Raw genomic sequence first — 17,713 nt, 5'->3', positions numbered from 1 at the left:
AAGAAGATGGCAACCGTTCTCGTCACCGGGGGCACCGGCTTTGTAGGGCGGCATCTTGTCCGCCGACTCGTGGAGCTCGGTTATCGAGTCCGAGTCCTCACGCGCGATGCCAAGCGCGCAGCAGCGCGCCTCCCGGAACATACCGCCTTCGTGGAAGGGAGTCCGCTCGACCCCAACGTCTGCCGACGGGCCTGTCAAGGAGTCGATGCGGTCGTTCACCTCGTTGGGATCTTGACGGAACAGCGTGAGGCCACTTACCGGGAGGCCCACGTCCAGGCAACCCGGCTGCTGCTTACCGCCGCAAAGGAAAATGGGGTACGCCGCTGGCTCCATATGAGTGCCCTCGGTGCCCGGCCCTACGCTCCCTCCCGCTATCATCAGACCAAATGGACCGCCGAAGAATTGGTCCGATCGAGCGATCTCCACTGGACGATCTTCCGGCCTTCGATCATTTACGGGCCGGATGACCATTTTCTGACGGTCTTTCGCGACCTCTTCTCTCAACCTCTCTTTCGCTACTTCGGACTCCTCCCTCTCCCCGGAGGGGGAGCGAGCCCGCTGCAACCGATCGCCGTTCAAGACGTCGTCGCCGCGTTCACCCGAGCATTGGTCCTACCGGAGACGATCAGAAAAGAATACGTGCTTTGCGGCCCCGACCGGATGAGTCTCGCGGAAATTTGTGGGCTTCTCCTGGAGAATAGCCATCTATCGGTCTTCCAAATCCCTTCCCGAACCCGTCTTTGCTTGCGCCTCCTTCTCTTTACAACCCTCTTCCTGCTCTTCCCTGTAGCCGCTCTGGCCGGAATCCTGGGCGGCTTCAGTCCGGAGGCGTGGAGCCTCCTGCTGTCAGGCTGGATCGCCTTAAGTTTGGCGAGCGTCCGGCCGCGTCCCGTGCTCTTTCTTCCGATACCCTGGCCCGTTGCTCACACCCTGGCTTGTTGCGTGGAAGGGATCCGCTCGAGCCTCCCCATTGGACGCGAACCGCTCCTCATGCTGGAGGAAGGAAATACCGGCGATCCATCCGTCGCCGCAAAGGATCTCGGCTTAGAGTTTCTTCCCTTCCGGGACGGCCTTTCGACACTCTTCCCGAACCGCAGTCGTTCCTCCTTGCAGAACCAGTCGACGAGAAGCGAACAGATTACCCACTCCACTGTCTGAGAAAGACCTTCCGAAATCGACGGATGCATTCTTCGATTTCCGGCCGCCCGATTCCTTTGCCGATAGAGAACCGGACCATGGAACGGGCTTCCGCCTTGCTCGCTCCTAACGCCAAAAGAACGGGGGAGGGCTTCAAGACGCCGGAAGAGCAGGCCGAACCCCCCGAGACCGCGAGGCCTTCTAAGTCCAATCCAATCAACAGGCTTTCCCCGTCCACCTCCGGACAACTCACCGCAAGGGTGTTCGGGAGCCTTTCCACCGGATGACCCCATCGCACCACTCCCGGCAGGTCGGCGATCCCCTGCCAGAGCGTCTCGATCAACTCGCGCTGCCGGACGGCCTCGCCGAGCCTTTCTTTCTCGGCGATCTCCAACGCTTCCGACATGCCGACGATCGAGGCGACGTTCTCCGTTCCCGCCCATCGACCGCCCTCCTGCTCTCCTCCGAAAATGACTCGATCGATCGGTAGCCCGGAACGAACATACAAGAAGGCCGCACCGAGCGGCCCTCCGAATTTATGGGCGGCAAGGCTCGCAGATGAAACGCCCCACTCCGCAAGGCGCAGCTCCTCCTTTCCGGCGCTCTGGACGACATCGCTGTGGAAGACGATTCCACGCTCGCTACAGAGCTCCCCAATCGCTCGTATTGGCTGCTTGGTGCCGATCTCGTTGCTGGCCGATAGGATCGAAACGAGCGTCGTGTCGGGCCGGAAGCTTCTCTCCAGAGACTCAAGGTGGATTACCCCGAAACGATCGACCGGCACCCTCGATACGGAAAAACCCACGCTTTCGAGAAATGCCATCGATCTGGCGACAGCCGGATGCTCGATCTTCGAGCAGATCAAATGCTTTCCTCTTTTCTCCAAGCCTCGCGCCAGACCGACGACGGCCAAGGTGTCGCTTTGGCTGCCGCTGGCGGTGAAGACGATCTCTCTGGGTTGAATCCGTAGGAGGCGCGCAATCTTCTCTCGAGCAAGATCCATTACGGCGCGGGCCCTTCTTCCTTCCGCATGCAAGCTCGACGGATTGCCTCCAGGATCCAGATACGGCTCCATTGCCGCCCGGACCCTGGGATCCAGTGGGGAGGTTGCATTGTAGTCGAGGTAGATTCGACTCATGCACCTATGCTTCGTCCAGGATCCGATCCGCGTTTGCGTACTTCGGCTTCCTGTTGCGCCAATGTCACCACGGAGTAGGGGGGCACGGGCTCCGTGAGCCAGACGTTTCCTCCGATCACGCTATGCGCGCCGATGACAGTCTCTCCTCCGAGGATCGTCGCTCCCGGATAAATCGTCACGTAATCCTCGATCGTCGGATGGCGCTTGCTTCCTCGAAGTTTTCTTCCCCCGGCGGTCGAACGAGCTCCCAGTGTCACGCCATGATAGATCTTGACCGCCCTTCCAATCCGACAGGTCTCCCCGATGACGATCCCTGTTCCGTGGTCGATGAAGAAGTAGGGTCCGATCTCGGCTCCGGGATGAATATCGATCCCGGTTCGGCTGTGAGCCCATTCCGTCATCATACGCGGCAGCAACGGCACGCCCCGTCGATAGAGAAGATGTGCCAACCGATAAGTAGCGATCGCTTCCACTCCCGGATAGGCGAGCAAGACCTCTTCTGTACTCTCGGCTGCGGGGTCCCCGGAAAATGTGGCGTCGACATCGGTCGCGAGCCGCTCCCTCGTCTCGGGAAGGCGCGCCAAAAACCATTGAGCGACCTCTTCCTCGGCTTGCTCGGATTCCTCATTCGCTCCCAAAGTCTTCCGGAGTTCCTCTGTCAAGCCGCGATGGAGTCGCGCCAGCCGCTCTTCGACAAAATCGATCAATTCTCGGTGGGAGCCGGGAGGAGGAGAGTGGAAGCCGGGGAAAAGCAGAGCCAACAGGTCTTCCATCAGCCGAGCGACCGCCGGCTTGGAAGGAAGGTTCGCCCGATCCGCCCGGTTGATTCCTCCATCCCTTTCGTAGGACTGGAGCAGCGCCTGGGAAATTCCCGGAAGTGCCATCGCTTAGTGAACGAGCCTCTTCTCGTTCCTCCCCGTGATCCCTACGTTTTCCGCTTCCTTTTGCCAAACCAAGCTCGAGGACAAAGCCGCGCGCTCCCGAGAGATCTCGTTGTCGCTCTCCCTTTTCCCCTCTAAATTCAGAGCATTCCCCCATATGACCGACGTCGCAAGCGCAATTTGGCGCCTCTCCACCCTGCCGAAGCTTCTCCCGTGGCCGAAATCGTACGCCGTTCTGGGCTTTCCGATCGCACACTCCCTCTCTCCGGCAATCCATCAAGCTGCCTTTGCCGCCATCGGCTGGCCCGGGGGCTATGGGCGGGTGGAAGTCGACACCGCCGAGCTCGAGCCGGTCGTCCATCGGCTCAAAACGATCGGTTTTTCGGGATGGAACTGCACGGCTCCCCTCAAACAGGAAATGTTTCGGCTCTGCGATCGACGAGCGACCACCGCGATACGGCTCGGCGCCGTCAACACGGTCGTTCACCGGAAGGGAACCCTGGAAGGGCACAATACGGATGGTAAGGGGTGGGTGCTTGCCGTGGAGGAGGCGTTTTCCGTGGCACTTCCCCAGTTGCGAATCCTCTTCCTAGGCCTCGGCGGTGCAGGCGCTGCCGTCGCTCGACAAGCCTCCTGGGAGGGTTGCCCTCTCCTTCGCCTCGCAAACCGCACGGCATCCCGCTCTCTCTCGCTCGCCGAAGAGATAAAAGTTCGTTCCCGAGTCGATGTCGTACCGTGGGAAGAGGCTGCGCTTCTTCGAGCGGCCTCCGACGTCGACCTCCTTGTCTCCTGCCTGACCGAAGATCCCCTTTTCTTGAAGGACCGTGACTTTCTCGACCGACTCCTTCGGCCGAATCTTTTCGTTTTCGACCTTCGCTATTGGCCTCCGACACTCCCGCTGCTCGAAGCAGCGCGGGAGAGAGGCGCCCATGCGTCGAATGGGCTTGGCATGCTCCTCCATCAAGCCGCCTTGGCTTTCGAGCTCTGGACAGGCAATGCGCCCCCTCTTCCCGTGATGCGCAAAGCCCTCTTCGCCTCCCTCTCGAGCCGAGATGCAGAAGGAGATTCCTCCTAAAACGGGCTCCGATTCCCTTCGACTTCCGATCCGAAGATTCTCCTTCTTTTCTTCGAAAGGTGGAGCACCAAAATTTCATTCGTCAACGGAAACGAAAAAAAGTTTTCAGGTTAGGAGATTCCCTTGTCCGAATCCTCCCCAGCTCTTACGATCCTTTCTTCCACAGACAACAAGCCGATCCGCGTGTTGGAAGATCCCGTGAATAACTTTGCTAACCAATGGAATTACTTCGATGTCTTCGGGATGCTTCTTCCTTTTCAGTGGAACTTAACTTATTCCTGCTGAATGTTTAACGATCTGAACCCAGGAGCGCAGCAAAAAAGAAGCGCTTTTGTGAATAACTTGTGAATAAGGCTTCTCCAGAACTGGATTGGGTTTGGGAAAAAGTCTGCGCCGAGATGCAAACAATTGCTTCTCGAGATGCGGTAGACCGCTGGTTTTCCCCCCTTCGAATCCTCTCTCTCTCCGATGACCAAGTGATCTTGGAAGCGCCGGATTCCATTTACCGATATTGGATCGAAGAGAACTATCTTCCCCAACTCTCGACCGCCCTGGCAAAAATTCTCGGACGGCAGGTGCGGGTCTCCTTCCCTGCGGCACCCTCCGCGGAGAAGGCGGTCCATTCGGAAGCTCCCAGGAAAGGAGAGAAGACGGAGGTCGGGGCGAACGGCAGCAGCACCACTCTCTCCTCCACCGGATTAAATCCGCGATATACGTTTGAGACCTTCATCGTGGGAGCCAACAGCGAATTTGCCTATGCCGCCGCTCGCGCAGTGGCAAATGCGCCCGCCCGTGCCTACAACCCCCTCTTCTTTTACGGTAGGGTCGGACTCGGAAAAACGCATCTGATGCAGGCGATCGGCAACGAACTTCGCCGTCTTCATCGCTCCCTCCGAGTGCAATATGTGACCTGTGAGCAGTTTACCAACGAGTTCATCGACGCAATTCAAAAGGGGGCACTCCTCCGCTTCCGCAAAAAGTATCGCGAGGTAGACGTTCTCCTTCTGGATGACGTCCAGTTCCTTGCGGGAAAAGAGCGTTCCCAGGAAGAGTTTTTTCACACTTTCAATTGCCTCTTCGATGGGAGCAAGCAGATCGTCCTGACAAGCGATGCCGTTCCGAGCGCCATGCAGACTCTGGAAAAACGGCTCACCTCCCGATTCGAATGGGGATTGACCGCCGAACTCCTCCCTCCCCAGTTGGAGACTCGCCTGGCGATCCTCCGCCATAAGATGCGAATCCTGTCGATCGCGATACCTGACGAAATTCTTTCGACGATCGCGGAACGCATTCAAAATAATGTCCGACAGCTTGAGGGTGCGCTGAATCGAGTCGCCGCCTTTGCCGCTCTCCATCCGGACAAGCTGACGGCCGAAAAAGCGCAAATCCTCCTCAAGGATCTCTTCAGCAACAGGACTTCTCAAGGGGTAAGCGTCGAGCTGATCCAGAAGCAGGTCGCCGAAACCTTCGACATCCGGCTCGCCGACATGACGAGCAAACGACGCTTGGCGCACATCACATTGCCCAGGATGGTTGCCATGTACTTAAGCCGAAAGCTCACCACCTGCTCCCTTGCCGAAATCGGTCAAAACTTTGGAGGCAGAGATCACGGAACCGTTCTCCACGCGCAGCGCGTCGTGGCGGAAAAATTGCAAAGCGACCCTCATTTTGAAGCGCTCGTACGCGAGCTGATTGAAAAATTCCAGAACCCCGCGTAAACAAACAGAGAAAATCGGTGAACAACTCCAGCGATTTGGCGGAAGGAAATGAACTCCTCTATGGTAGTTCCCAAAATCTGACGTCTCTTCTTCACAGTTCCCCAAATCTGCAAACCATTCGCCGCGAGTGCATTTTTACGTTATTCACTTTTCGAAGGCGTAAGAAGAAGATGATGAAGAGCCATTCCTTTTCCTTTTAACTCAAGTTCCTCCATGCAATGTGAAATCGTTCGAACTTCCTTTTTAGAAGCGCTCAACCTCGCCCAGAGCGTTGTGGGTAGCCGAACCACGCTGCCGATCCTCAACAACGTGCTCCTCGATGCGGATCCCTCAGGAAAGCTCTCTCTCTTTGCGAGCGATCTGCAGACGACCTTGCAGCTTCGTATTGATGCGGAAGTTAAGGAAGCGGGACGGACTACCCTGCCCGCCCGCCGACTCTTCGCTATTGCCAAGGAGGTGGCCGCTAAGGAACTTACGTTGACTACCAATGAGAAGGAAGAAAGCACCCTCATCGGCGGCCGTTCTTCGTTCCGGCTCTTCGGGATGCCGGCTAACGACTATCCGACGCCGCCAGCCTTGAGCGACTCTCCCTCGTTTTGCATTCCCGAATCTGTTTTCGTGAGGCTGCTCCGGCGCACGGCTTATGCGATGTCCAACGATGAGATGCGCTACGTCCTTCACGGAGAGCTAATTTGTTGGAAAGGGGCAAGATTGACCGTGGTTGCGACCGACGGGAAGCGTTTGGCACTGATGGAAAGTCCCGTTTCCGAGGAGGCGGAAGAGGAGATTCAGGGCGTCGTTCCCGCACGATCGATCACCGAACTTTTGCGGATTCTCAGCGAGGAGGAAGAAAAGAAGGTTGCTATCTGGCTCGAATCGAATCGGCTTCTTTTGCAATCCGAACGGATCGTGTTTTCTTCGAAGCTCGTGGACGGAAAATATCCCAACTACCGCGCGGCAATTCCCCAAGAGGGCTCGGAAAAGATCTACATTCCGCGGGAGACATTCTTGTCAGCGCTGCGCCGGGTTTCCATCGTCGCGGGGGAAAAGCTCGTTCCGGTTCGCCTCCACTTTCAAAAGGACGAGCTCGAACTCCTGTGCAGTTCCGCGGAAATCGGAGAGGCGAAGGAGACAGTTCCGATCCGTTACGGGGGAGAGCAAATCCGTGCTGCGTTCAACGTCGTGTACCTGATGGAGCCGCTACGGGAAAGTTCGGCGGACGAAATCGCGCTTCAGCTGAGAGAAGCGTCCGGTCCCTGTGTCTTCAAAGACGAAGAGGCTTTTCTTTACGTCGTCATGCCGATGCGCAATGCTTGAGAAGTCTGGATTCGTCGCGCTTTTCGAGGAACCTCTCGACCGGGAGAAGGTCGAGAGATTGGTTGCTCACTGGATTGCTCGATTCGAGAGGGTGGAGCAGGCGCTCCCGGGAGGAGCCGGCGGAGGAGCGGCGACAATGGAAATTCGCGCCGTGTCGGATATTTTTTGGGAGGAACATCCGCAATTTCGAATCGCGGAAGGGGAGACCTTCGCCTGGGTCTATCTTTCCATGCGTCGAAAAAGCGTCGAGACGACCGGCTTTTCTACGTCCGGGATTCCTCTCTCCCTGGAGGTCCTTCTCGAGCTGCCGAGAGTTTGCGAGATCATCGATGAAAAGGATGAGGCGCGGCTCAACGAGTTGGAGAGGGAAGGAATTTTATGATTCCCCTGCTTCGCTCCAAGCAGAGTTCCTCCAACGTTCTCTTCCCCGAGGGCCGAGAACGCCGGACTCCCTCTTCCGGACCGGACGCTTCCTGTCGACGATTGCCCGGACCTCTCTATTGGGGGCTTCTCCTTGGACTGTTCCTGCTCGATCAAGGAACGAAGACATTGATTCTGCGGCAGGGGGAGAATTTTCCGCTCTCCCTTCTTCCTGGATTTCTGAACCTGGTGTCCGTCCAAAATACCGGGATCATCTTTGGTCTTTTCGCAGGTCAGAACTGGCTGTGGATCGGAATAGGCAGCTTCATTCTTCTTGCCGGTCTCTGGGCGAGCCGAAGCGTGGACTGGAGTAGTAGGGAGACAAACGTGATCGCGGCTCTTCTCACAGCCGGTGCCGCTGGAAATATCAGCGACCGCATTGCGCATGGATTCGTCGTCGACTTCATCGATGTCTACGTCGGCTCCTGGCACTGGCCGAGCTTCAACGTGGCCGATAGCTGCCTTTGCATCGCCTCCCTCTGGATGATTTTTCGATTCGCCCTCGCTCGAGCTCGTTGAGCCGTTCCTTTCTCGGCTTGGACGGGGAGGTGGCGCCGGGCTATTCTTCGAACGGAAGCGAGCGCATCTTTGCCTATTGGCAGGATGTCGCGCCAGCGCCTATGGGTTCGACTCGATCGATCTCGCAAGCTCCGGGGAATGGTGGAGGCAGGAACGGTAACGAAATGCGTCGAAACAGGTCGAGGCGAACCGCCCTCCCATGCGCGTACTGATCGTCGAAGACGAGGAAAAGATCGCTGCGTTCCTCCGCAAGGGATTGGAGGAGCGTGGTTTTGTGGTCGATACGCTTGGACGGGGAGACGAAGCGCTCATCGCGCTGACGACGCAGCCATACGACGCGGCCGTGATGGATGTTCTCCTGCCCGGTCGGGACGGTCTAAGCGTGCTGCGCGCAATTCGACGCAGGGGCATCCATCTCCCGGTGCTTTTGCTCACCGCCCGGGGCGAGATTTACGAACGGGTGGAAGGATTGGAGAGCGGAGCCGATGATTATCTCTCGAAGCCATTTTCCATGGAGGAACTTGTCGCTCGTTTGCGCGCTCTCCTTCGAAGAGCGGCCGGAGTGGGACTTTCTCTTTACCAAGTAGGCGACCTGACTTTGAACTTGGTCAGCAGGGTGGCTATGAGGAACGAGCGGAAGATCGAGCTGACGGGCCGGGAGTTTTCTCTCTTGGAGCTCTTGATGCGGTCTCCCGGCAAGGTTTTTACGAGGACCGAAATTTGCGAGCACGTCTGGAACTTCCATTTCGATCCGGGGACGAACTTGGTCGATGTCTATATTCAGAAATTGAGAAAGAAGATCGATGAAGGCGAAAACCGGAAGCTGATTCAAACGGTCCGAGGAATCGGGTATAAGATCGAGGAATGCTCTTGAAAAAACTCCCTTTGCTCTGGAGGGTTGCTCTCCTCACCGGGGCGACGGTCGGGGTTGCGCTCGGACTGGTCGGTGCGGTAGCCGACTGGACACTCTCCCGTAAGCTCGTCCAGGAGACCGATCTCCAAATGGCTTCAGACGCGCGGGAATTGGCTCTTGCCTTACGGAAGACCGGCCCTCTCTCCGGGGGCGGGCTTCCCGAGAATCTGGAAAACGAGGAGAGCAGCGTCTGGGAAATCGATCATGGGGGCACGGTCCTTTATCGAGCGCCCTTTCTCCAGGCGCAAGATCGTTTCACGAGAGACGGGTTTCGATGCGTTTCGTCGCGAAATCGAACCTTTCGTGTTCTGGTCAAGACCCAGGACGGATATCGCCTGACGCTCGGGAGAGATATGCGGGAGCTGAACGCGATCTTGCAAAAGGCGGAAATCGCCTATCTGCTTTCCTTCCCACTAGCCCTTGCGGTTGCTATATGGGGAGGGTGGTTTCTCTCCGGTTACGCCTTGCGCCCGGTTCAAGCGATCGCGGCGGCTGCGGAGAAGATCGGTCCGCACGCCTTGCAGGGGCGAGTCGAAATCCCTACGGAAGATCCAGATCTAGCGCGTTTGGCTCAAATTCTCAATGCGATGTGGGAGAGGCTCGAACGGGCATTTGCCCAAGAGGCACGATTGACGGCCGACGCTTCCCACGAACTTCGAACTCCCCTGACGATTCTTCGGAATGAGCTGGAGGAGGCTCTCGCCAAGTCCAGAAGCCGGCAAGATCCGGGAGAGGAAGTGTTCCTTTCGCTCTTGGAGCAGGTAAGACGGCTGACGACGATCACCGAAAATCTTCTCTTCCTCTCCTATGCCGATAGCGGCCAGCTGCAACTGCGGTTCCAACCTCTGGATTGGAGCGGAATGGTAGAGGAAGTCGCGGAAGATGCCCGGATTCTTGCGGGTCCGCGAGGGCTCGCTGTGGCGACCTCCATCATTCCGAATCAGAGGGTCGACGGAGATGGTGAGCTTCTCCTTCGTCTGCTTTGGAATCTGGTAGATAACGCGGTGAAGTATAGCACCGCCGGCGGCTCCGTTTGGATTACGCTTCTGGAGGATGGCCCGTGGCTCGCATTGAGCGTTGCGAACACCGGTCCGACCATCGAAGCGGAGGATCAGAACGCAATCTTTCAACGGTTTTACCGAGCGAGGAGCGTGAGAGGGACGCAGGCGGCAGGAAGCGGACTCGGCTTGAGCCTCTGCCGAGAGATCGTTTTGGCCCACGGAGGCGAAATTCGGTATGACAGTCCCGCCGAACATTGGAATCGCTTCACCGTCTGGCTCCAGAAAAGGCCGCCCGATGCGCCCGATCGCCAGCCTTCCAGAAAAAGCGGCGACGCCGCGTCCTCGCCTTGTCCCATGGCGGTATAAGGAAATTTCCATTCTATCCGACGGTATCCAAGCCGCTTCCCTCTCTTTCATGCTTTTCCTCAATGCGCCTCGGACGGGGCCGGATAAGAGGCGGTTTGCGGCTTTTCGAGGGAAGGGGAAAACGGAGGAGCGGCGGGGATGGGGATCCGGAGCGCAATCTCTCGGCAGAGTTCGTCCTCCGCTCTTTTGAGAGTGATATCCCGAAGGAACCCGGCTGCCTGAACCGACGAGATTGCAATATCGATCGGAAAGATGGCCGGGAGAAGCGTCGAATCTTGCCGCTGACCGCTGACCTCGATCAAGGTGCGTCCGGTGCGCCCCGACACGATCTTCATCCGAAGTCCTACTCGCCAAGCGGAATATAAAAAGGCGTAAATGGCTACCGAGGTCTGGACCTCGCCGTAAACCAGGGCATCGGCGCCGAGCCAGTCCGCGATCTGTTCCGGCTTCTCGTGGAAGATGTCTCCGGCCGTCCGCCAACCCATCCCCTGGAGCACCTTGTCCGTCAGTACCGGACTTTGCACCCAGAAGTCTCTCTGGGCCAAATAGGTCGCCATGCCTCGCCGGAGGCGGTTCGCCGTAGTCCACCGCCACATCTCCCGCTTCTCTCGGGAACGCGCTTTTGCCGGGACTCCATTAAGGAGAAAGTGACCTCGGGTCGCCTTGTCGACGAACGGAAGAATGGAAAGCTGGAACGGGCGCTCGGTCGCCAAAGAAGGTGAGGCCACAGTTTGGAATCGGGAAGGATCCAAATCGATCAGAAAATCGATGGGATTCTTCTTCCCATGGGTGGATTGCTGCTGCTCGGGGAGAAAGAAACGCTGAGGAGGCAATCTAGGCGAAGCGGCGGATGGACTCCATGGGCGCAAGGGAACGGTGAAGGCCGCAGATGGAACCGACGCGGAATCCAAGGGGAGCGCGGGAGCGGTGGCGATGGGGAGGGCCTTCTGGGCCATATCGGCCAAGGAGCGGGCTGCGCGCGGAGGATGCGGCACGCGGAGAACGAGTTCGCGGCAGGCCTCGTCTTCTCCTCGTCGCAGGGTCACATCCCGCAAATGGACCAGATTGGCGATCGAGGCGAGGGCAAGATCAATCGGGTTGGTCGCGATTCGGAGTCCGAGGATGTTTCGGGTGGCGGTGCCGGAAAAGATTTCGCGACCGGTGATCGCGGACACAATCCGGATTGCCAACTTTACCCGCCAGCCGGCTGCCAGAAACGCATAGTAGCTGCGATAGACGGAGAGCTCGCCGTAAACGAGGGCATCCGCATCCAGGATGCGGCCCAGAACCTGAGGCTCCGCTTTCTGGAGGAGTCGGTCGGAGGTGATTTGGTGCACGGCGAGAGCGGCGTCGATCAGTGCAACCGGAATGAGGTCGAATTCACGAGCTGCCAGATATCCGTGAACCATTCGCCGAAGCCGTTGGGAGTGCGTCCACCGCCATATGTCCAACGCCTCTCCCTTTCGTCCCGGCCATCGAATCTCGTTGAGCACATAATTTCCCGTTCCTTGATCGAGAAAGGGAAGGACGGCGATCCGGCTGGGAGCCGACTCGGCGAAGTCCGGACTGATACGAACGGTGCAGAAGCCGGGATCGGGATCCAGTGCGTAGTCGTACCAGCGTTTCCGGCCATGCGTATCGGTACCCTCCTCGGGAAGGAAGAGACGCTGATCTTCCCAGCCGTCCGCCGCCAAACAGGGTAAGGCAACGAGGATGAGCCCAAAGGCAAAAAAGGATGCACGAAAGCGCAGGAGTGCCCCGAAAGCAGCTAGGGAGCGCTTCCCGAGGAAGCCGCGCGGGCCACGCTCCCCACGAGAAGCAGCGCCTGTCATACCAAGAGAGTCTCTTGGGCCCGGGTCGCGCAAAGCGCGGTCTGAAGCGCTTCTTCGAATCTTTGCAATTCCTCGGCACGACCGACTGTGACGCGAAGCCACCCGGAGAGCTTCCAACTTTTCAAGCTGCGCACGAGGACCCCTTGCTGAACCAACCCCTTCCAGACATTTTCCGCGTGCGGAATTCGGACCATGACGAAATTGGCGGATGAGGGGATGCAGTCGAGCCCGAGCTCTCGGAAGCAGCGCTGGAGGCGTAGGCGACCAATCCAAACGGCTTCTTTGGACTGTCGCTGGTGATGCCGGTCCTTCAGCGCAGCGGCGGCGGCTCTCTGCGCAAGCCCGTTGGTGTTGGTAGGAAGTGAGACTTTTTGGATCGCGCGGGCGATTTCCTGCGGGGCAAGGGCATAGCCGATGCGGAGGCTTGCCAGAGAGTGCAGCTTGGAAAAGGTACGAAGAGCGACGATGGGAGCGCCGTCTCGGATGGCGGCGCCAAGAGGAGGCGGATCCTCCAGGAAATCGGCGTACGCCTCATCGATAGCCAGCAGGACGCCCGGCGGAAGGCTCTTGACGAATGCGAGCAGCTCGCCGTTTTCCACCCGGCTTCCCGTCGGGTTGTTCGGATTGGCAAGGAAAACGAGTCGGGTACGCGGGCTGATGGTGCGACGGAGGCTCTCCAAGTCAACGGCGAAGTTCCGATCGGCTGCGACGCGGACGCGGCATCCGAAGCGCTGAGCGAGCATTTCATAGAGCGGAAATGAGTAACGCGGAACTACGATCTCTTCCCGTCGGTTGCGAAGAAAGGCGTGAAAGAGAAGTTCGAGAAGCTCGGTCGAGCCGTTGCCCAAGACGATCTGTTTGGGGGTGACGTGGAATTCGGAGGCGAGGGATTCCCGCAAAGCTTCTCCCGCGATCTCAGGGTAGCGATGTGCTTCGGCCGCAGCCTCCCGAATCGCCTCCAGCGCGAGCGGGGAAGGTCCCAGGCCGTTTTCGTTCGCGTCGAGACGGACAAGAGAGAGATGACGGGGCAAAAGATCTTGGATCGGTAAGAGCTCCCGGTAGGAAGAAAAATGGATTTTCCGGATCCAGGGGTTCGGAGGCGGAAGGGGAGGGAAACTCTTCCGGGACGGATCGTCGCTTCGGCTCTTCTTAGAACAGAGTTCCATAGCGGGCTAACTCCCAATTCGTGATCTCGATGTTGTACTCGTCCCACTCCGCAAATTTGCACCGAAGGAACTCCTCGCGCAGAGTGCGGCCGAGGGCCGTTTCCACTAAAGGATCCGCGGCGAATTCCGTCAGGGCCTCACCGAGCGTACGGGGAAGGAGATCTTCCTGCGGCAGCCAGTCTTCCCGGCGTTCCTTCCAGAAATAAATGCTTTCCCGCTCCGGTGGCCCGGGATCGAGGTGTTGCTGGATTCCTTCCATTCCGGCTTCGAGGGCAAGGGCTGCCGCGAGATAGGGATTGCAGGAGGAGTCCGGAATCCGGAGCTCGCACCGCCCACCTCCGAAGGGAATACGAAAGGCATGGGTCCGATTGTTCCGTCCCAGCGAGTTGAAGACGGGTGCCCAGGAGAAGAATTGCATGGCGCCTTTCTTGATCAACCGCTTGTAGCTGTTTACCGTGGGGGCGAATGCCGCGCAGAGGGATCGACCGTGTCTCAGCAAGCCCGCGAGAAAAGCGTATCCGAGGGGAGAAAGGCCGAGGCCGTGAGGATCTTCTTCCGGTTCCGCTTGGAAGAGATTTGCGCCGGTCGTGGAATCTGCCAGCGACAGGTGAAAGTGGGCGGCATTTCCAGGCTGGTCGGCAAAGGGCTTCGGCATGAAGACGGCTACGAGCCCGTGCTGCGAAGCGATCCTGCTTGCCAGAGAGCGGAAGAAGACGAATCGGTCGGCCATTTCGAGCGCTTCGCAGTGGTCGAAGACAAATTCGAATTGGGATCGGCCGTCTTCATGCTGCATCGATGAGATCGCCCATCCGAGTCTCTCGATCGCCTCCAAGATGGGATCGATGACGCTCGACGCGTCGAGCAGCCTCCCCGCATCATAAGACCCTTTGGGAAGAGTTTCCCGGGGATTGGGAAAGAGGAGCCGGCCGGAAACGCTCCTTTGGAGAAAGTAGAGCTCGCATTCGATCCCGAGGCGCAGTTGGAAGCCCCGATCCCGTGCCTTTTCCAGCGATCGTTTCAGGGCGGCGCGGGTGCAAGCCGGAAAGGGCGCGTCTGCAAAGGTGAGGTGCGAGGGGATCCAGGCCAAATCCGGTCTCCAGGGAAGCGGGAAAGCACGATCCCAGTCCGGATCAACGGCTACTTCGCCGTCTTCGGGATGAGAGCCTAAGCCATCGAGAGCATGGCCGGAAAAAAGCTCTCGACGATGGACGGAGCGCTGGATGTGGGAAAGAGGTACGAGCTTCCCCTTCGGGATGCCATGGATATCGACAAAGGCGGGGAGAAAGTATCGGATGCCTCGACTTTGAAGGTTCTCTCGTATCTCCAGGATCTTTGAGGGAAGATGCATAACCGAAAGCGAAAAACCGTCGGGCAACGTTTTTTCGAGATGGTTCTCTTCGTTTTGCCCGATCTTCGCGCAGAAGCATGAAAAGAAGACAAATGTTGGATGAAAGTTTTTTCATCTCTTCGTCGCCGAGCGGGGAGCCCCTGCCTCCCCGCTGCGACGACGCGCTAGACAAGCTTTCCCGGAGCAGACAGAGTAAAAGGAAACAATAGGTTGCTCTTTTGCGATGGAAGCGAGCCAATTCCAGGAAGAGATCCTGCGCCTCAAAAAGGAGAGGAATGCAGTCATTCTGGCGCATAATTATCAACTTCGGGAAATTCAGGAGATCGCCGATTACGTAGGCGATTCCCTCGGCCTCGCCTACCAGGCCAATAGGACCGGCGCCGACTGGATCGTCTTCTGCGGGGTTCATTTTATGGCGGAAACCGCGAAGATCCTCAATCCGGAGAAGAAGGTGCTTCTTCCCGATTTGGAGGCGGGCTGCTCCCTTGCAGATTCCTGTAGCGCGGAGGAGTTGGCCGAGGCGCGGAGAGCTTCCGATCGTCTTTTCGTGGTCACCTACGTGAATTCCACGGCCTCGGTGAAGGCCCTAAGCGACGTGATCTGTACTTCGAGCAACGCGGTCGCGATCGTCAATCGCATTCCGTCCGAATACGAGATCCTCTTCGTCCCGGATCAAAACTTGGGAGAATGGGTCAGACAGCAGACCGGAAGGAAGATCCGCCTCTGGGAAGGGCGGTGCTACGTCCATGTGGAGTTTACTCATGCGAGCCTCTCCCGGATGCGGCAGCTCCATCCGGGCGCTCCGATCGTCGCCCACCCGGAATGTGATGCTGCCGTTCGAATGTTGGCCGACGAGATCTGCTCGACCGAGAAGATGGTCGGCTTTTGCCGAAAGAGTCCCGCCGAGAGCTTCATCATTGCCACGGAGGCGGGGATGCTCCACCGACTCCGTCGAGAGATTCCAGAGAAGGAGTTTTTGCCAGCGCCGACCGAACGGTGTGCCTGCGCCAACTGCCTATTCATGAAAAAGATTACGCTGGAAAAGGTCTATCGAAGCTTGCAATCTGGCGAGCCGGAAGTCGTCGTACCTCGGGAGATTGCGGAACGGGCCCGCATTCCGATCGAGCGGATGTTGGATTGGAGCACCAATTAAGAGAAATAGGCTCTCTTCCAGCGTCTCGGGGCGCGCGGTTTCCCGCGGGAGAAGGGGATCGCCGGGGTGGGGCTGACGTTCGCCGATCGTGAGAATCGGGATGAAGGGAAGAAACTAGAGGAGCAACTGCGTCCGAGAGCCAAGCCGGCGGCTTGTCGGGCCTTCCGCTTTCCATAATGAAAATTGCAATTATCGGTTCCGGGTATGTGGGCCTGACGACAGGAGCTTGCTTTGCGGAGGTGGGCCACGACGTGCTTTGCGTGGACAGCGATCAGGCGAAGGTGAAGAGCTTGCGAGGAGGCAACGTCCCCTTCTATGAACCAGGCCTGGAAGCCATGATTTCTCGGAACGTAGCCTCGGGTCGGCTTCGCTTCGGGGAGTCCGTAGCGGAAGCAGTGGAGAGCTGCCTTGCCCTCTTTATCGCCGTGCCGACTCCGCCCCATGCGGATGGCAGCGTCGACCTGCATTACGTCGAGAAAGTGGCTCGCGAGATCGCTGGAACGCTCCAGGAGTATCGGGTGGTCGTAGACAAGAGTACGGTTCCCGTAAGGACGGGAGAAAAGGTGGCCCAGACGATCGAGCGGTACAGCAAGCAAAGGGCCGAGTTCGACGTGGTGAGCAATCCTGAATTTCTCAGGGAAGGCTCCGCGATCGCCGACCTGATGAATCCCGATCGCATCGTCATCGGGGCTTCTTCGGAGCGCGCGATCGAGATCATGAAGAAGATCTACGAACCATTTCGGACGCCGATGCTCATCACTGACTTGAACTCCGCCGAGCTGATCAAGCACGCGTCGAACAGCTTCCTGGCCCTCAAGATCTCCTACATCAATATGATTGCTCAAATCTGCGAGGCTTCGAAGGCCGACGTGCTCCTCGTCGCCGAAGGGATGGGCTTGGATCGACGAATCGGTCGTTCCTTTCTTCAGGCAGGGGTAGGATGGGGCGGATCGTGCTTTCCGAAGGATGTCTCCGCGTTCATTCGGATCGCCGAGGAGTTGGGATGCGATTTTCGTCTGCTTCGGGAAGCCGCATCGATCAATGAGCAGCAGCGGGAGCATTTCTTGAAGAAGATTCGCGGGGAGCTCTGGCTCCTCCGGGACAAGACGATCGGCTTGCTTGGGCTGGCGTTTAAGAATAATACCGACGATATCCGGCAAAGCGTGGCCATGTCCTTGGCCGAGTCTTTCCTCCAGGAGGGAGCAGTGGTTCGCGCCTTCGATCCCAAGGCGATGGCGAAGGCCGAGCAGGCCCTCCCCAAGCTCCATCTCTGCGCGTCTGGAGAAGAAGTGGCTCACGGAGCGGACTGCGTCGTCGTAGCTACGGAATGGGAAGAGTTTCGCGATCTGGATTGGCTGGCCATGAAAAAGCGAATGGTCAGCCCGCTCGTTTTCGACGGGCGCAACCTTCTGGATCGCGGCAGAATGGCCGCTTGGGGATTCTCTTATTGGGGCATCGGCCGCTAGCGCGGATGGGTGAGCAGAGTGAACACGGTTCTTGTCGGAGCCCAATGGGGAGACGAAGGGAAAGGGAAGATCATCGATTTTCTTACCCGGGACGCCAACGTGGTCGTCCGTTGCCAAGGGGGAGACAACGCCGGCCATACGGTGAAAGTGGAAGGCGAAAAATTCGTTCTCCACTTAATTCCTTCGGGAATCCTTCGGCGGGAGAAAGAATGCGTCTTAGGCAACGGGATGGTCATCGACCCGATTTCGCTCGTGAGCGAAAT

General features: G+C 58.2%; 16 protein-coding genes. 11 read left to right on the top strand and 5 right to left on the bottom strand.

The window, feature by feature from the left end; genetic code table 11:
- Positions 1–6: 6 nt before the first annotated feature.
- Positions 7–1,158: a complex I NDUFA9 subunit family protein gene (locus FN369_RS02605; RefSeq protein ID WP_142524654.1), complete on the top strand. Its 1,152-nt coding sequence runs from the start codon at positions 7–9 to the stop codon at positions 1,156–1,158.
- Here FN369_RS02605 and FN369_RS02600 read toward each other — a convergent pair.
- Together FN369_RS02600 and epsC are read right to left on the bottom strand one after the other, a co-directional pair.
- On the bottom strand, positions 1,139–2,275 hold the full coding sequence (locus FN369_RS02600) for a cysteine desulfurase family protein (RefSeq protein WP_142524653.1): 1,137 nt from the start codon (positions 2,273–2,275) through the stop codon (positions 1,139–1,141). The two genes, FN369_RS02605 and FN369_RS02600, sit on opposite strands and share 20 nt — an antisense overlap.
- On the bottom strand, positions 2,272–3,159 hold the full coding sequence (gene epsC / locus FN369_RS02595) for a serine O-acetyltransferase EpsC (protein ID WP_142524652.1): 888 nt from the start codon (positions 3,157–3,159) through the stop codon (positions 2,272–2,274). The genes FN369_RS02600 and epsC overlap by 4 nt, the downstream gene beginning before the upstream one ends.
- 154 nt (positions 3,160–3,313) lie before the next feature.
- Here epsC and FN369_RS02590 point away from each other — a divergent pair, with 154 nt between their 5' ends.
- The 7 genes from FN369_RS02590 to FN369_RS02560 all read left to right on the top strand — a co-directional run bounded on the left by FN369_RS02590 (position 3,314) and on the right by FN369_RS02560 (position 10,485).
- A complete protein-coding gene (locus tag FN369_RS02590; protein ID WP_142524651.1) occupies positions 3,314–4,231 on the top strand; it encodes a shikimate dehydrogenase family protein in 918 nt (305 codons plus the stop codon).
- 344 nt (positions 4,232–4,575) lie between these two features.
- Entirely contained in the window at positions 4,576–5,949 is a 1,374-nt protein-coding gene (gene dnaA / locus FN369_RS02585; RefSeq protein WP_142524650.1) for a chromosomal replication initiator protein DnaA, read from the top strand.
- Between the two features lie 213 nt (positions 5,950–6,162).
- On the top strand, positions 6,163–7,266 hold the full coding sequence (dnaN, locus tag FN369_RS02580) for a DNA polymerase III subunit beta (protein WP_142524649.1): 1,104 nt from the start codon (positions 6,163–6,165) through the stop codon (positions 7,264–7,266).
- On the top strand, positions 7,259–7,648 hold the full coding sequence (locus FN369_RS02575) for a hypothetical protein (protein ID WP_142524648.1): 390 nt from the start codon (positions 7,259–7,261) through the stop codon (positions 7,646–7,648). Before dnaN ends, FN369_RS02575 begins: the two co-directional genes overlap by 8 nt.
- Positions 7,645–8,205, top strand: coding sequence for a signal peptidase II (gene lspA / locus FN369_RS02570; RefSeq protein ID WP_142524647.1), 561 nt, complete (start codon positions 7,645–7,647; stop codon positions 8,203–8,205). Before FN369_RS02575 ends, lspA begins: the two co-directional genes overlap by 4 nt.
- A 199-nt stretch (positions 8,206–8,404) precedes the next feature.
- Positions 8,405–9,079, top strand: a complete 675-nt coding sequence (locus FN369_RS02565; RefSeq protein WP_142524646.1) for a response regulator transcription factor — start codon at positions 8,405–8,407, stop codon at positions 9,077–9,079.
- Positions 9,076–10,485 carry a sensor histidine kinase gene (locus tag FN369_RS02560; protein ID WP_178087624.1) on the top strand — a complete coding sequence of 470 codons (1,410 nt, stop codon included), beginning with the start codon at positions 9,076–9,078 and terminating at the stop codon, positions 10,483–10,485. Before FN369_RS02565 ends, FN369_RS02560 begins: the two co-directional genes overlap by 4 nt.
- Before the next feature lie 59 nt (positions 10,486–10,544).
- Here the strand turns inward: FN369_RS02560 and FN369_RS02555 are convergent, their stop codons facing one another.
- From FN369_RS02555 to glnT, 3 genes are read right to left on the bottom strand one after another with little or no spacing between them, the layout of a single operon-like run.
- Positions 10,545–12,317, bottom strand: coding sequence for a GNA1162 family protein (locus FN369_RS02555; RefSeq protein WP_142524644.1), 1,773 nt, complete (start codon positions 12,315–12,317; stop codon positions 10,545–10,547).
- A complete protein-coding gene (gene hisC / locus FN369_RS02550; protein WP_142524643.1) occupies positions 12,314–13,483 on the bottom strand; it encodes a histidinol-phosphate transaminase in 1,170 nt (389 codons plus the stop codon). The genes FN369_RS02555 and hisC overlap by 4 nt, the downstream gene beginning before the upstream one ends.
- The gene (gene glnT, locus FN369_RS02545; RefSeq protein WP_142524642.1) at positions 13,467–14,831 is read right to left on the bottom strand and encodes a type III glutamate--ammonia ligase; all 1,365 of its coding nucleotides are present in this window, start codon (positions 14,829–14,831) and stop codon (positions 13,467–13,469) included. The genes hisC and glnT overlap by 17 nt, the downstream gene beginning before the upstream one ends.
- A gap of 223 nt (positions 14,832–15,054) precedes the next feature.
- On the opposite strand from glnT, the gene nadA reads away from it, so the two are divergent.
- From nadA to FN369_RS02530, 3 genes are all read left to right on the top strand, one after another.
- Positions 15,055–15,984, top strand: a complete 930-nt coding sequence (gene nadA, locus FN369_RS02540) for a quinolinate synthase NadA (RefSeq protein WP_142524641.1) — start codon at positions 15,055–15,057, stop codon at positions 15,982–15,984.
- Between the two features lie 176 nt (positions 15,985–16,160).
- Positions 16,161–17,450 carry a UDP-glucose dehydrogenase family protein gene (locus FN369_RS02535; RefSeq protein ID WP_142524640.1) on the top strand — a complete coding sequence of 430 codons (1,290 nt, stop codon included), beginning with the start codon at positions 16,161–16,163 and terminating at the stop codon, positions 17,448–17,450.
- Positions 17,451–17,468: 18 nt separating this feature from the next.
- A partial coding sequence (locus tag FN369_RS02530) for an adenylosuccinate synthetase (protein ID WP_142524678.1) occupies positions 17,469–17,713 on the top strand: 245 nt, incomplete at its 3' end.

Origin of the sequence: Methylacidimicrobium cyclopophantes, assembly GCF_902143385.2 — a bacterium.
Classification (GTDB): domain Bacteria; phylum Verrucomicrobiota; class Verrucomicrobiia; order Methylacidiphilales; family Methylacidiphilaceae; genus Methylacidimicrobium; species Methylacidimicrobium cyclopophantes.
Note: the sequence above shows the minus strand (reverse complement) of the source record. Positions and strands in the feature narration are given on the sequence as shown.